This window comes from Citrobacter sp. ABFQG (assembly GCF_004322975.1).
Lineage (GTDB): Bacteria > Pseudomonadota > Gammaproteobacteria > Enterobacterales > Enterobacteriaceae > Citrobacter > Citrobacter freundii.
This window is the reverse complement of sequence record NZ_CP036435.1, coordinates 844,183-858,792: the sequence shown is the minus strand read 5'-3', so window position 1 is coordinate 858,792 and position 14,610 is coordinate 844,183. Positions and strand designations below refer to the sequence as shown.

General features: G+C 52.5%; 14 protein-coding genes. 8 read left to right on the top strand and 6 right to left on the bottom strand.

The window, feature by feature from the left end:
* Positions 1 to 11: 11 nt before the first annotated feature.
* The 6 genes from fabY to WN16_RS04210 form a co-directional block, all read right to left on the bottom strand.
* A complete protein-coding gene (gene fabY / locus WN16_RS04235) occupies positions 12 to 953 on the bottom strand; it encodes a fatty acid biosynthesis protein FabY (RefSeq protein WP_003825286.1) in 942 nt (313 codons plus the stop codon).
* Positions 954 to 997: 44 nt separating this feature from the next.
* Positions 998 to 1,435: a D-aminoacyl-tRNA deacylase gene (dtd, locus tag WN16_RS04230; RefSeq protein WP_003028671.1), complete on the bottom strand. Its 438-nt coding sequence runs from the start codon at positions 1,433 to 1,435 to the stop codon at positions 998 to 1,000.
* Positions 1,432 to 2,304: a virulence factor BrkB family protein gene (locus WN16_RS04225; RefSeq protein ID WP_003028669.1), complete on the bottom strand. Its 873-nt coding sequence runs from the start codon at positions 2,302 to 2,304 to the stop codon at positions 1,432 to 1,434. Before WN16_RS04225 ends, dtd begins: the two co-directional genes overlap by 4 nt.
* A complete protein-coding gene (gene yihX / locus WN16_RS04220) occupies positions 2,298 to 2,897 on the bottom strand; it encodes a glucose-1-phosphatase (protein ID WP_016151258.1) in 600 nt (199 codons plus the stop codon). The genes WN16_RS04225 and yihX overlap by 7 nt, the downstream gene beginning before the upstream one ends.
* Before the next feature lie 105 nt (positions 2,898 to 3,002).
* The gene (locus tag WN16_RS04215) at positions 3,003 to 3,806 is read right to left on the bottom strand and encodes a DeoR/GlpR family DNA-binding transcription regulator (protein WP_003847907.1); all 804 of its coding nucleotides are present in this window, start codon (positions 3,804 to 3,806) and stop codon (positions 3,003 to 3,005) included.
* 33 nt (positions 3,807 to 3,839) lie between these two features.
* Complete coding sequence (locus WN16_RS04210) at positions 3,840 to 4,736, bottom strand: sugar kinase (RefSeq protein ID WP_044701814.1); 897 nt, start codon at positions 4,734 to 4,736, stop codon at positions 3,840 to 3,842.
* A gap of 166 nt (positions 4,737 to 4,902) precedes the next feature.
* On the opposite strand from WN16_RS04210, the gene yihU reads away from it, so the two are divergent.
* From yihU to ompL, 8 genes are all read left to right on the top strand, one after another.
* The gene (gene yihU / locus WN16_RS04205; protein WP_008323155.1) at positions 4,903 to 5,799 is read left to right on the top strand and encodes a sulfolactaldehyde 3-reductase; all 897 of its coding nucleotides are present in this window, start codon (positions 4,903 to 4,905) and stop codon (positions 5,797 to 5,799) included.
* A gap of 10 nt (positions 5,800 to 5,809) precedes the next feature.
* Positions 5,810 to 6,685 (top strand): sulfofructosephosphate aldolase, encoded by an 876-nt coding sequence (gene yihT, locus WN16_RS04200; RefSeq protein ID WP_003028656.1) that lies wholly within the window; start codon positions 5,810 to 5,812, stop codon positions 6,683 to 6,685.
* A gap of 14 nt (positions 6,686 to 6,699) precedes the next feature.
* Complete coding sequence (yihS, locus tag WN16_RS04195) at positions 6,700 to 7,941, top strand: sulfoquinovose isomerase (RefSeq protein WP_003028654.1); 1,242 nt, start codon at positions 6,700 to 6,702, stop codon at positions 7,939 to 7,941.
* Positions 7,942 to 7,959: 18 nt separating this feature from the next.
* The gene (locus tag WN16_RS04190) at positions 7,960 to 8,802 is read left to right on the top strand and encodes an aldose-1-epimerase (protein WP_016151256.1); all 843 of its coding nucleotides are present in this window, start codon (positions 7,960 to 7,962) and stop codon (positions 8,800 to 8,802) included.
* Between the two features lie 48 nt (positions 8,803 to 8,850).
* A complete protein-coding gene (locus WN16_RS04185) occupies positions 8,851 to 10,887 on the top strand; it encodes an alpha-glucosidase (protein WP_044701811.1) in 2,037 nt (678 codons plus the stop codon).
* A gap of 45 nt (positions 10,888 to 10,932) precedes the next feature.
* On the top strand, positions 10,933 to 12,315 hold the full coding sequence (locus WN16_RS04180; protein ID WP_003028647.1) for an MFS transporter: 1,383 nt from the start codon (positions 10,933 to 10,935) through the stop codon (positions 12,313 to 12,315).
* A 46-nt stretch (positions 12,316 to 12,361) separates the two neighbouring features.
* Positions 12,362 to 13,783, top strand: a complete 1,422-nt coding sequence (locus WN16_RS04175; RefSeq protein WP_032950664.1) for an MFS transporter — start codon at positions 12,362 to 12,364, stop codon at positions 13,781 to 13,783.
* Between the two features lie 66 nt (positions 13,784 to 13,849).
* Complete coding sequence (ompL, locus tag WN16_RS04170; protein WP_003028643.1) at positions 13,850 to 14,542, top strand: porin OmpL; 693 nt, start codon at positions 13,850 to 13,852, stop codon at positions 14,540 to 14,542.
* Positions 14,543 to 14,610 lie beyond the last annotated feature (68 nt).

Below are 14,610 nucleotides of genomic sequence, written 5' to 3'. Positions count from 1 at the left end.
AGCCAGAGGACCTACTCTTCCTCGTTACCGCCTTCTTCATATGCGCCAAACGGTTTCGCAGGTAGCACAATGTAAGTACCTTCAAACACGACGCCCGGAGTGTCATCGCCAAACACCCCGACCTGCATCTGAACGCGCGCCTTGCGACCTCTTGCCAGGCGGTCGAGGTCACCGCTCAACGACCCCAGATCGGCAATAGCAGTTGGTTTCCCGGTGATCGGCCTGCTGTATCGGATATGCGCGTCGGCCAGGATTATTGTCCCACCCAGATGACGCTCGCGCAGCATCAGCCAGATAAGTCCCCAGCCCGTTAGCGTAGCCAGTGAAAACAGGCTACCGGCAAACAGGGTATGGTGCGGATTCTGATTGCCTGTCTCGGGCATCGTGGTGATAAATTTCTGCCCAGTGTACTGCTGAATGCGTACGCCCATTTTCTCACTCAATGGAATATGTTCGTACCAGGCTTGTTGTAGCTGTCCGCACCAGTCCCCGCGATGGAGAATATCGTCCAGCGTCGCAATGGGCTTAATCATCAAAAAGTGGCGCACCGGCGTGGTTTGCGGCGTGGTGATTTCTCCCTGGCTCACAAAACCGAGCTTGGCGAAAAATTCGACCGCATCTTCACGGGCACTACAGGTTACGCGTTTGACCCCTTCCTGACGCGCCACAGACTCCAGAGTCATCGCCATCAGCGTGCCCAACCCTTTCTCTTGCACGGAAGGGTCTACTGCCATAAAGCGTATGGAAGCTTCGTTATCCGCATTGATATACAGACGCCCTACCGCAACCAGATTCCCCTCTTCGTCCACCACCATCTGGTGATGCGCCATCGCGTCCCATGCATCCCGTTCGGAGCCTTTTGGCTGGTGCAATGGTTTACGCAGCATCTCCCAGCGAAACTGGTAGTAACGCTCCAATTCTTCTTCTGTTTGCGGTACTCGAAGGTGATACATAGTCGTATTCTCTCTTGTTGTCCGCGGCCATACCGGTAGCTGGTTCATACTTGTAACCAGAACGTCACCGGGCCATCATTAACCAGTGAAACCTGCATATCCGCAGCGAATCGACCAGTTTGCGTATTCATTTCCTGTTGGCGGCAACGCTCAACAAAGTACTCATACAGCGCTTCTGCACGCTCGGGCGCTGCGCCTTTCGAAAACCCCGGGCGCATGCCACGCTCGGTATCTGCCGCCAGCGTAAACTGTGAAACCACCAGTACACTCCCCCCTGATTGCTGCACATTAAGGTTCATTTTGCCTTCGGCATCGCTAAAGATTCGATAACCGAGTACACGCTCGCACAGGCGATTCGCTTTCTGTTCGTCATCATCCCTTTCGACACCTAACAGGACCAAAAGTCCTGGGCCAATTTCACCCGTCACCTCACCCTCCACGGTGACGCTGGCACGGGTTACGCGCTGAATTAATGCAATCATGGTTGCTCTGCTTCTTCTTCTTTTGCGGCTTGTTTAAGTTTGCGGTATTCCCCGAGAGTGACAGTTATTTCCGCGCCTAGCAAGACGATACACCAGGTCCAGTATACCCAGACAAATAAAATAGGGATCACCGCCAGAACACCGTAAATGAGCTGATAAGACGGAAACATCGTGATATAGAGCGCAAATCCTTTCTTTCCGGCTTCGAACAACACAGCAGCCACAAAGGCACCAATAACCGCATCACGGTTGGGTACACGCGTAGTCGGTACGATGCTGTAAAGCAGCCAGAACGAGAGCCAGGAAAGCACCAGCGGGAAAATACGCAGGACGTTATCAATCACCGTGTTGAGATCGCTGGCCCAGCGCAATGACAACAGATAAGAGCTGATCGCCAGACTGGCCCCCGCCAACAGCGGCCCCAGCGTTAAAATCATCCAGTAGACGGCGAAAGAGTAAACTTTAGGGCGAGTACGCTTACTGCGCCAGATAGTATTCAACGCATTATCAATGGCATACATCAACAATAACGCTGTGACAATCAGCCCGCATGCCCCGACTGCCGTCATTTTGTTCGAGTTGGCGACAAACTGTTCGATATAACGTTGAATGACGTCTCCCGTCGCCGGGATAAAGTTTGCGAAAATAAAATGACGTAACTGGACACTGACGTCGGAAAACATCGGAAATGCGGCGAAAAGCGCAAATACGACGGCAATAAGCGGCACTAATGAGAGCAATGAAACGTAGGCAAGATTCCCTGCCAGCGTCGTCATGTTGTCCTCATCAATCCGCTGCCATAATAGCTTCAGCCAGTCTCGTACGGGACGCGTATGATGCCTGGCTTGCTGCTGAACATTTTTTAGCATAACAACGTCGCGAAATAGTCAGGAATGGTCTTTTTATCGACGACCTGGATACTGGTGATCCCTAACCGGTTAGCCCCTTCAATATTATCGGCGTTATCGTCAAAAAAGACCGCATCGTGCGCAGAAAAACCTTCAGACTGCAGGACGTGCTGGTAAATCCGCGCTTCCGGTTTACGCATGCCCAGGTCCTGGGAAAGGTAAATATGGTCAGCAGCCTGACGGATCTCGGGATATTCATCCGGCCAAAACGTGGTGTGCAGGCGGTTAGTATTCGACAAGACGACCACCCGATGCCCCTGCTCACGCAGCTTTTGCATGATGTCGATGACCTCAGGGCGCAAGGCGACAAAAACGGCCTGCCAGCCGTGAGAGAACTGCTCGTAACTTAGCGGCAGCGCCATCTCATGACATAGCGCCTCGGCAAAGGCTTCATCCGTTATTTCGCCTCGCTCGTGCTGGTGAAAAGCCTCCCCCATGGTGAAACTTTGCTTTAGCGAAGCCAGCGGTACACGACTTAGATCGCTCCATGTGCCCAACACGCGGTTGAAGTCGATATCGACAATCACATTACCCAAATCAAAGATATAGAGCATGCCCTTCTCCTTATTCGCCGTGGATGAATAACTGTAGCGGGAAAGGAGAAGTTTGACTATGCGAGAGTGATGGCTGCGAAGTTATCGGGCCATCATTGGGAAGAATTACACGGCCAGAGCATCATCCTGTGAAGGACTCACCTGCACAATTTCAACCTGCTGTGACTGGAGTAAATTGTGCAATGCCGGACCTGGGTATTCATCAGTAAACAGCGCAGTCACCTGAGACACGTTACCAATTTCTACCGCGGCAGAAGCCGTATATTTCGTATGATCCGCTGCCAGCAGAATGTGTCTTGAATGGGACATCATCGTTTTCACTACGCTGGCTTCATTGACATCAAACTCCAGCAGCGCGCCATCACTTTCGATCGCACCAACGCTGGTAACCAGGTAGTCGGCCCGAAAATCAGCCACAAATGCTGAAGCAGAAGGGCCAATAATGCCGCTGTTGTGCGGGCGTAACGTTCCACCTGGTACCATAACTTCAAAACGTGGGTTGTTATACAGAATGTGCGCCACGCGTAGGCTATTGGTAATAATGCGCAAATGATTATGGTTTAACAGCGCGCGGGCCACCTGCTCAACGGTGGTGCCAATGGTAATAAACACCGTTGATCCATCGGGAATGTAGTCAGCCACCGCTTCCGCGATGGCCTTCTTCTCTTCCGTCCAGGAAACTTCACGCTGCTCAAACGCCGTATTCACCACGCTGGAGGCTCTGCCCGCGCCACCATGATGACGCGTAATTAATCCCTGCTCGCTGAGTTTACGAATATCACGACGCACAGTTTGCGTTGACACGTCCAGCAGGCTCGCCAGCTCGTCGATATTCATATAACCGCGCTCGCTAATCAGCATCAACAGCTGATCGTGCCGCGGGTTACCGGTCAGTTCGGTAAGACTCATGAAATTTCCTCGAAAAACCATTGCCCTGGCATTTTATACAAAAAGTGACAGAAAAGATCGGGTTTGATCACAGTCAGGGATTCCGGCCCTTCCTCCCGGGCGAGTGCATTTTAACGCAGCAACCCCACTGGCAAACCTGACGGCCTCTTCTGGAGCATCGCCACCCGCCAGGCTGAATGCGAGCGCACCGTGGAAAACATCCCCAGCTCCCGTAGTATCCACAACATCGACTTTAAATCCAGATTGATGCTGCAACGTATTATTTTTTATCCAGTCACAGCCTTCGCTCCCTCGTGTCACATAGACCTGACCATTTGTGAGCGTTTTTGCTTTTTTAAGTCCAGCTTCAGAATCATTTATCCCGGTTAAACGCGCCAGACCCGGTTCAGAGAACGCCGCATGATCGCTCAACGCCACCAGCTCACTGATATCTTGTGGCGTGACGTCACCATCCAGTACCGTCATCACTCCCGCCCGACGCGCCTGCGTGAACGCCTGCCTGGCGCCTTCGTGCCAGCGAACATCCGCCAACACCACATCCCACTGGGAAAAATCGATCTTATTCAGCCAGGCAGCATCCGGCAGTAAATCCGGGCTGGGATAGTTAACGATAATCCGTTCTCCTTGCGCATCAACCATAATTGCCGATTGCGAAGACTTTGCCCCCGCATAGCGCCGGGTGTAGCGGGTGTTTACCCCCAGGGATTCCAGCTCCGCCAGCAGGCTATTTCCGGTGTCGTCATCGCCCACACGGCCAATAAAGTCCACCTGCGCGCCCAGCTTCGCTGCAGCCACTGCGGCCGTTGCAGCAGGCCCGCCGCCCACTTCCGTATAACGCTTCGCCACATACTTACCTCCTTCGGTCGGTAAACCTTCCACGTAATAGATGCGATCCATCACGGCAATACCTACACAAGCAATACGAATCATGGTCATTCCTTAGGCGTTTCAAGATGGGATCATTTTAATTTCACAAAATGTTTAAAAAGTGACGGCTGTCAATTTTTTGACCATAAATTACAAATACGATCAAAAACAGACAAAAACAAACGGCCTTAAATGACAAAAAATGACATCCACGTCTCAGGAGAACGTTATGGCAGTTATAGCATTTATCGGATTAGGTCAGATGGGTTCACCCATGGCGAGCAACTTGCTGAAGCAGGGTCATCAACTCAGCGTCTTTGACGTTAACCCGGATGCCGTTCAGCGCCTGGTGGAAAAAGGAGCCCAACCTGCCAGCAGCCCGGCTCAGGCAGTAAAAGGGGCAGAATTTGTCATCACAATGCTGCCAAACGGCGATCTGGTGCGCAGCGTACTGTTCGGCGAGCAGGGTATCTGTGAAAGCCTTTCCCCACAGGCATTAGTGATTGATATGTCGACTATTCACCCACTGCAAACCGACAAACTGATCGCCGATATGCGTGACAAAGGCTTCGACATGATGGATTGCCCGGTTGGACGTACCTCCGATCACGCTATCGCGGGAACGCTGTTGCTGTTGGCAGGTGGAACGGCACAGCAGGTAGAACGCGCCACACCGGTTCTGATGGCGATGGGTAATGAATTGATCAACGCAGGCGGACCCGGCATGGGCATTCGCGTCAAGCTCATCAACAACTACATGAGCATCGCGTTAAACGCCTTGTCTGCTGAAGCCGCCGTGTTGTGCGAAGCGCTCGGCCTCTCCTTCGATGTGGCCTTGCAAGTCATGAGCGGCACTCCCGCCGGGAAAGGCCACTTCACTACCTCCTGGCCGAACAAAGTGCTGAAAGGCGATCTTTCCCCGGCTTTTATGATCGATTTAGCTCACAAGGATCTTGGCATCGCGCTGGACGTTGCCAACCAACTACATGTGCCGATGCCGCTCGGTGCCGCCTCCCGCGAAGTCTATAACCAGGCACGCGCCGCTGGCCGTGGCCGGGAAGACTGGACGGCCATTCTTGAACAGGTTCGCGCATCCGCCGGGCTAAATAAACACACAGATAAGTAAGGACTGAACAATGACGAAGTACACCCTGAAAGATATCACCCGAGCTTCCGGCGGTTTTGCCATGCTGGCGGTCGATCAGCGCGAAGCCATGCGCTTAATGTTTGCCGCTGCGGGTGCAAAATCCCCGGTCAATGACAGCGTGCTGACCGATTTCAAAGTCAATGCGGCAAAGATCCTGTCCCCCTATGCCTCCGCCATTCTGGTCGATCAGCAGTTCTGCTACCGCCAGGTTGTAGAGCAAAACGCGGTAGCCAAAAGCTGCGCCATGATTGTGGCCGCTGATGAGTTTATTCCGGGTAACGGAATTCCGGTCGATAGCGTAGTGATTGATAAAAAAATCAACCCGCAGGCTGTGAAGCAAGATGGCGCCAAGGCTCTCAAATTGCTGGTGCTGTGGCGTAGCGATGAAGATGCCCAACAGCGCCTGGACATGGTGAAAGAATTTAATGAGCTATGCCATTCCAATGGGCTGCTGAGCATCATCGAGCCGGTTGTTCGCCCACCGCGTCGTGGCGATAAGTTCTGCCGTGAACAGGCCATCATCGATGCCGCGAAAGAGCTGGGCGACAGCGGTGCCGATCTCTACAAGGTCGAAATGCCGCTGTACGGCAAAGGAACCCAACAGGAATTGCTTAGCGCCTCTCAGCGCCTGAATGAAAACATCAACATGCCGTGGGTCATTCTCTCCTCTGGTGTGGATGAAAAACTGTTCCCACGCGCGGTCAGCGTAGCAATGACCGCAGGCGCATCCGGCTTCCTGGCCGGGCGTGCGGTCTGGTCATCCGTCGTGGGTCTGCCGGATACCGAACTGATGCTGCGTGATGTTTCCGCACCGAAGTTGCAGCGTCTGGGCGATATCGTCGACGAAATGATGGCCCGCCGCTAATCGAGGATCAAAGCATGAAATGGTTTAACACCCTAAGCCACAACCGCTGGCTGGAACAAGAAACCGATCGCATCTTTAACTTTGGTAAGAACGCGGCGGTGCCCACCGGGTTTGGTTGGTTAGGAAACAGTGGTCAGGTCAGAGCGGATATGGGAACACATCTGTGGATCACCGCCCGCATGCTGCACGTCTATTCCGTTGCCGCCTCCATGGGTCGCCCAGGTGCATATCAACTCGTCGACCACGGCATTAAGGCGCTGAACGGCGCGCTACGCGACACACGCTACGGCGGTTGGTACGCCTGCGTCAATGACGAAGGCGTGATGGATGCCTCCAAGCAGGGTTATCAGCATTTCTTCGTTTTACTTGGCGCGGCAAGCGCGGTCACTACCGGTCATCCACAGGCCAGAAAATTGCTGGATGACGCCATCGAGGTGATTGAGAAGTACTTCTGGAGCGAAGACGAACAAATGTGCCTGGAGTCCTGGGACGAAGCCTTCAGCCAGACAGAAGATTATCGCGGCGGCAACGCTAACATGCACGCGGTCGAGGCTTTCCTGATCGTGTATGACGTTACTCATGACCGTAAATGGCTCGATCGCGCACTGCGTATCGCTTCGGTGATTATTCACGACGTGGCCCGTAGCGGGGAGTACCGCGTCAATGAACACTTCGATTCACAGTGGAACCCAATCCGCGATTACAACAAGGACAACCCAGCTCACCGTTTCCGCGCCTACGGTGGCACGCCGGGTCACTGGATCGAGTGGGGCCGCCTGATGCTGCATCTGCATGCTGCGCTAGAAGCTCGCTTTGAAACGCCTCCTGCCTGGCTGCTGGAAGATGCAAAAGGACTTTTCCACGCCACTATCCGCGACGCCTGGGCACCGGACGGCGCAGACGGTTTTGTCTATTCGGTGGATTGGGACGGCAAACCGATCGTTCGCGAAAGAGTGCGCTGGCCGATAGTCGAAGCGATGGGTACCGCCTACGCCCTGTACACCCTCACAGGCGACAGCCAGTACGAAGCCTGGTACCAGAAATGGTGGGATTACTGCATTACCTACCTGATGGATTACGAGACCGGTTCATGGTGGCAAGAGCTGGACACCGATAACAAGGTGACCACCAAAGTCTGGGACGGCAAGCAGGATATTTATCACCTGCTGCACTGCCTGGTGATCCCACGTCTGCCGCTGGCTCCGGGCCTTGCTCCGGCTGTTGCCGCCGGTCTGCTGGATATCAACGCTAAATAAGTAACAAGGTGGGCTGCCATGCATAGCGGTGGAAAAACCATTCATCTTCAGGCCGGACACTACCAGGCGAAAATCGTCACGGTTGGCGCTGGGCTAGCAGAATTGACGCACCGTGGGCGTCATATCGTTATTCCCCACAAACCGGAAGAAATGCCGCTGGCACACTTGGGGAAAGTGTTAATCCCCTGGCCAAACCGCGTTGTAGACGGCAGCTATCACTATAACGGCAAGGATTACCAGCTTGCCGTTAACGACTCGGTTTCACATACCGCCATTCATGGGTTACTGGCCTGGCGGGACTGGCAGATTAACCAGCAGTCGGCATCGGAAGTGTCGCTGACGATTTTTCTGCCGCCTTCTTATGGTTATCCCTTCGCGCTGGTTTCAGAGGTGATTTACCGACTGGAGGCAACCCGTGGACTGCACGTTTTTATCCGCACACAGAATGTGGGTGACGAAATCGCGCCGTATGGCGCGGGAGCACATCCCTATTTGACCTGCAATCTGCAACCCATTGATGACTGTGAATTAACACTCCCGGTGATTGAAGAAACATGTGATGAACGATATTTCACCACGCCGCAACGCATTGCGCAGACCGCTATCGATCATACGTTCAGGACTATGCCACCTGACGCTGAGTGGGAAGTCAGGATGACCAGCCCATCGCAAAACATGTCCACTTTTTTACGCAGCCACCAGCCCTGGTTGCAAGTGTATACCGGCGAAAAATTAGCACGGCGTGGCCTGGCGGTTGAACCGATGACCTGCCCGCCAGACGCCTTTAACTCCGGAATTAGCCTGATTCATCTCGCGCCCGGAGAACAACATCAGATGCATTTTTTAATCGGCAGTGAATAACAGATTTCCGACAAATTACCGAATTACCCTATTTTTACGGAGACGACAATGAATTCGCTACAACAACGGTCAACCGCCATAGAACTCACATCATTACCTGATGGATTTGCTTTAACGTACCACCAGCGCCTGATTTTACGCCACAGCACAGAAACGCCCTGCCTGTGGGTCGGCGCTGGCGTTGCCGACATTGACATGTTTCGCGGCAACTTCAGCATTAAAGACAGGCTCAATGAGAAGATTGCTCTAACTGGCGCCACTGTAAGCGAGTCCCCAGACGGCTGGCGGGTGCATTTCAGCCGCGGTGATACCATCAACGCCACGCTGCATATTTCCACCGATGAACAGGGTCGCCTGAAGCTGGATCTGCACAACGGCGATCTCAACCATAACCGCATCTGGCTGCGTCTGGCCGCCAGGGCGGACGATCATATTTACGGCTGCGGCGAACAGTTCTCTTATTTCGACTTACGCGGTAAGCCGTTCCCGCTGTGGACCAGCGAACAGGGCGTGGGCCGAAACAAAAACAGCTATGTCACCTGGCAAGCCGACTGTAAAGAGAACGCCGGTGGCGACTACTACTGGACCTTCTTCCCACAGCCGACCTTCGTCAGCACGCAGAAGTACTACTGCCACGTTGATAACAGTTGCTATATGAATTTCGACTTCAGCGCGCCGGAGTATCACGAACTGGCGCTGTGGGAGGACAAAACCACCCTGCGCTTTGAGTGCGCTGATACCTACATCTCTCTGCTGGAAAAACTGACTGCGCTGTTAGGACGCCAGCCGGAGCTGCCGGACTGGATCTACGATGGCGTCACGCTCGGTATTCAGGGCGGTACTGAGGTTTGCCAGAGCAAACTGGACACCATGCGTAACGCAGGCGTGAAAGTAAACGGCATCTGGGCGCAGGACTGGTCCGGGATCCGCATGACCTCCTTTGGCAAGCGCGTGATGTGGAACTGGAAATGGAACAGCGACAATTATCCGCAGTTGGATAGCCGTATTAAGCAGTGGAAAGAAGAAGGCGTGCAGTTCCTCTCCTACATCAACCCGTATGTTGCCAGCGATAAAGATCTCTGTGCCGAAGCGGCCAAACACGGTTATCTGGCGAAAGATGCATCCGGCGGCGATTACCTCGTAGAGTTTGGCGAGTTTTACGGCGGCGTGGTCGATCTGACCAACCCGGAAGCCTACGACTGGTTCAAAGAGGTCATCAAGAAAAACATGATCGAACTGGGCTGCGGCGGCTGGATGGCAGATTTTGGCGAATACCTGCCGACAGATACGTATCTGCACAACGGCGTCAGCGCCGAGATCATGCACAACGCCTGGCCCGCACTGTGGGCGAAATGTAACTACGAAGCGCTACAGGAGACCGGCAAACTCGGCGAGATCCTGTTCTTTATGCGTGCGGGTTACACCGGCAGCCAGAAATACTCCACCATGATGTGGGCGGGCGATCAGAACGTGGACTGGAGCCTTGACGACGGTCTGGCTTCCGTCGTTCCTGCGGCGCTCTCACTGGCGATGACCGGTCACGGTCTGCACCACAGCGATATCGGCGGCTACACCACCCTGTTTGACATGAAACGCAGCAAAGAACTGCTGCTGCGCTGGTGTGACTTCAGCGCCTTCACGCCGATGATGCGTACCCACGAGGGTAACCGCCCAAGCGATAACTGGCAGTTTGATGGTGATGCTGAAACCATCGCCCACTTTGCACGAATGACCACCGTGTTTACCACCCTGAAACCGTATCTCAAACAGGCCGTCGCGCAAAACAGCGCTACCGGTCTGCCGGTGATGCGTCCGCTGTTCCTGCATTACGAAGACGATGCGCGTACCTATACCCTGAAATATCAGTATCTGCTGGGACAAGATCTTTTGGTCGCGCCAGTTCACGAGCAAGGCAAATCCGACTGGACCCTGTATCTGCCGGAAGATAGCTGGATAAATGTCTGGACCGGGGAAACCTATCAGGGCGGTGAAATTACCGTGGATGCGCCGATTGGCAAGCCTCCGGTGTTTTATCGCGCGAAGAGTGAATGGGCGTCACTGTTTGCCACTTTACGCAACATCTAAAACGGCTCGCCCGTGGGGAGACTCACGGGCACATGGAGAATAATAATGAGTCAGACCTCTTCTAATCCGGCAACCCTACGTTTGCCGTTCAAAGAAAAACTCGCCTATGGGATGGGTGATTTAGGTTCCAATATCCTGCTGGACATAGGTACGCTCTATTTACTCAAGTTTTATACCGATGTTCTTGGTTTACCTGGAACTTATGGCGGTATCATTTTCCTTATCGCCAAGTTTTTTACCGCGTTTACCGATATGGGGACTGGGATTATGCTCGACTCGCGCCGCAAAATCGGCCCGAAAGGCAAATTCCGCCCGTTCGTTCTGTATGCCGCATTTCCAGTGACGCTGCTGGCGATTGCGAACTTTGTCGGTACACCATTTGAAGTCACCGGTAAAACGGTGATGGCAACGGTACTGTTTATGCTGTACGGACTGTTCTTCAGTATGATGAACTGCTCTTACGGTGCGATGGTCCCCGCGATCACCAAAAACCCGGACGAACGCGCCTCGCTGGCAGCCTGGCGACAGGGCGGAGCCACTCTTGGCCTGCTGCTGTGCACCGTCGGTTTTGTGCCAGTAATGAACCTGATCGAAGGCAACTCACAGTTGGGTTATATCTTCGCCGCCACCTTATTCTCTCTGTTCGGCTTGCTGTTTATGTGGCTGTGCTATGCCGGGGTTAAAGAACGCTACGTGGAAGTGAAACCCGTTGATGCCGCGCAAAAACCGGGATTGCTGCAATCCTTCCGCGCCATCGCAGGTAACCGCCCGCTGTTTATTCTGTGCGTTGCCAACCTTTGCACACTTGGCGCGTTTAACGTCAAGCTGGCGATTCAGGTCTATTACACCCAGTACGTACTGAACGACCCGATCCTCCTTTCCTGGATGGGCTTTTTCAGCATGGGCTGTATCTTCATCGGTGTCTTCTTGATGCCGGGAATGGTCAGACGTTTCGGCAAGAAAAAGGTCTACATCGGCGGTTTGTTGATTTGGGTCGCGGGCGATCTGCTGAACTACTTCTTTGGCGGCGGTTCCGTCAGCTTTGTCGCTTTCTCGTGCCTGGCGTTCTTCGGCTCAGCATTCGTCAACAGCCTGAACTGGGCACTGGTTTCTGACACGGTGGAATATGGCGAATGGCGTACCGGCGTACGTTCGGAAGGAACGGTATACACCGGCTTCACCTTCTTTCGTAAAGTGTCACAAGCGCTGGCAGGATTCTTCCCCGGCTGGATGCTGACGCAAATCGGCTATGTCCCCAACGTGGTGCAATCTGCCAGTACGGTCGAAGGATTGCGTCAGCTGATCTTTATTTATCCCTGCGCGTTGGCGGTGATCACCATTGTAGCTATGGGCTGTTTCTACAACCTTAACGAGAAGATGTATGTCCGCATCGTTGAAGAGATAGAAGCGCGTAAACAAACCGTTTGATAATAATAATGAATAGCGCTCTACGGGGCGCTATTGAGGAGCGATTATGTCTTTTCATGATCCGCTAACGCTAAAACTGAGCCTGCGTGAAAAATTCGCCTACGGAGTGGGTGACTTCGGCTCAAATTTGATGCTGTGTATCGGCACGCTGTATCTGCTTAAATTTTATACCGATGAACTAGGGATGCCGGCCTGGTACGGTGGGATTATCTTTTTAGTAGCGAAGTTCTTCACCGCCTTCACCGATATTCTGACCGGCGTGTTGCTGGACTCAAGGCGTAATATTGGCGCAAAGGGGAAATTCAGACCCTTTATTTTGTATGCGTCATTTCCTGTCGCCGTCGTCGCCAGCGCGCAGTTTTTAGCGACAGGATTTACGCTAACAGTGAAAACGGGACTGGCAACGGTGTTGTTCATGCTGTTCGGCCTGTTCTATAGCCTGATGAACTGTTCCTACGGCGCGATGGTGCCTGCAATTACTAAAAATCCACATGAACGCGCTCAGCTCGCCGCCTGGCGTCAGGGCGGCGCTACCGTAGGCCTGTTACTGTGTACCGTTGGCTTTATGCCAATTCAGGCGCTATTTGTCAGTTCACCTTCGCTGGGTTATCTGATTGCCGCACTGCTCTTCTCTGTCTGCGGACTGTTCAGTATGTGGTGGTGCTTTAGCGGTGTGAAGGAACGCTATATCGAAATCGTGCCGGACCATCATAAGCCCAGTATTCTCAAATCGTTCTGCGCCATTTTCCGTAACCCTCCACTACTGGTGCTATGTGTTGCCAACTTGTGCACGCTGGCGGCATTCAACATTAAGCTGGCGATTCAGGTGTATTACACCCAGTACGTGCTGAACGATATACATCTGCTGTCGTGGATGGGTTTCTTCAGCATGGGATGCATTCTGGTTGGGGTACTGCTGGTTCCCACAGCTGTAAAACGCTTCGGTAAAAAACAGGTTTACCTCGGCGGTCTGACGCTATGGGCAATCGGCGATGTGCTGAACTTTTTCTGGGGCAGCACGTCATTTTTATTCGTGATGTTTTCTTGCATGGCCTTCTTCGGAACCGCTTTTGTTAACAGCCTGAACTGGGCGCTGGTTCCGGATACGGTCGATTATGGAGAATGGAAGACGGGGATCCGTGCGGAAGGCTCGGTATATACGGGTTATACCTTTTCGCGCAAAATTTCCGCGGCGCTCGCAGGCTTCCTGCCTGGGATTATGCTGACACAAATCGGTTATATCCCCAACATAGCCCAGAGCGATGCTACCCTGCTCGGTTTGCGTCAACTCATCTTTCTCTGGCCTTGCGGACTTGCAATTATTGCAGCACTCACAATGGGCTTCTTTTATAAACTCAACGAAACACGTTTTGCTTTTATTATTGAGGAAATCAGCCAACGGAAGAAAAACAACATCCAACCGGACCCTATTACCAATAAAAAGAATACCTCTGCTGTAAACGTATAAAAATAATAGCCGCCTATTCCATCCCAATGGATGGCGGCCTCCCTACGCTTAAAAAATGGATTTATCATGAAAAAATTAACGACAATAATTTTCTTATCCTCTGTGGTATCAACCTCTGCTTTCGCTGGAGCCTATGTAGAAAACCGGGAAGCATATAATCTGGCGTCCGATCAAATAGAGGTCATGATGCGCGTCGGCTATAACTCTGATATGGGCGCAGGTATCATGCTCACCAACACCTACACGATGCAACGCAAGGATGAGCTAAAACACGGCTATAACGAAATAGAGGGCTGGTATCCGTTATTTAAACCGACAGATAAATTAACAATCCAACCTGGCGGGCTAATAAACGATAAGAGTATTGGTTCTGGCGGTGCTGTTTATCTGGATGTTAACTATAAATTTACACCATGGTTTAATCTTACCGTGCGTAATCGATATAATCATAATAACTACAGTTCAACCGACCTGAACGGTGACCTGGATAATAATGATACCTATGAAATAGGTAACTACTGGAACTTTGCCATTACCGATAAATTTTCCTATACCTTTGAACCGCACTATTTTATGCGAGTCAATGACTTCAATAGCAGCAACGGAAAAGATCATCACTGGGAAATTACCAATACCTTTAAATATCGGATCAATGAACACTGGTTGCCCTACCTGGAATTACGCTGGTTAGATCGCAATGTTGAACCTTATCATCGCGAACAAAACCAGATTCGTGTTGGGGCAAAGTATTTCTTCTGATACTGCTGATGATAAAAAAAGCCGCTGATAATCAGCGGCTTTTTTATGCTTACCTGAGAAAGAGCGTT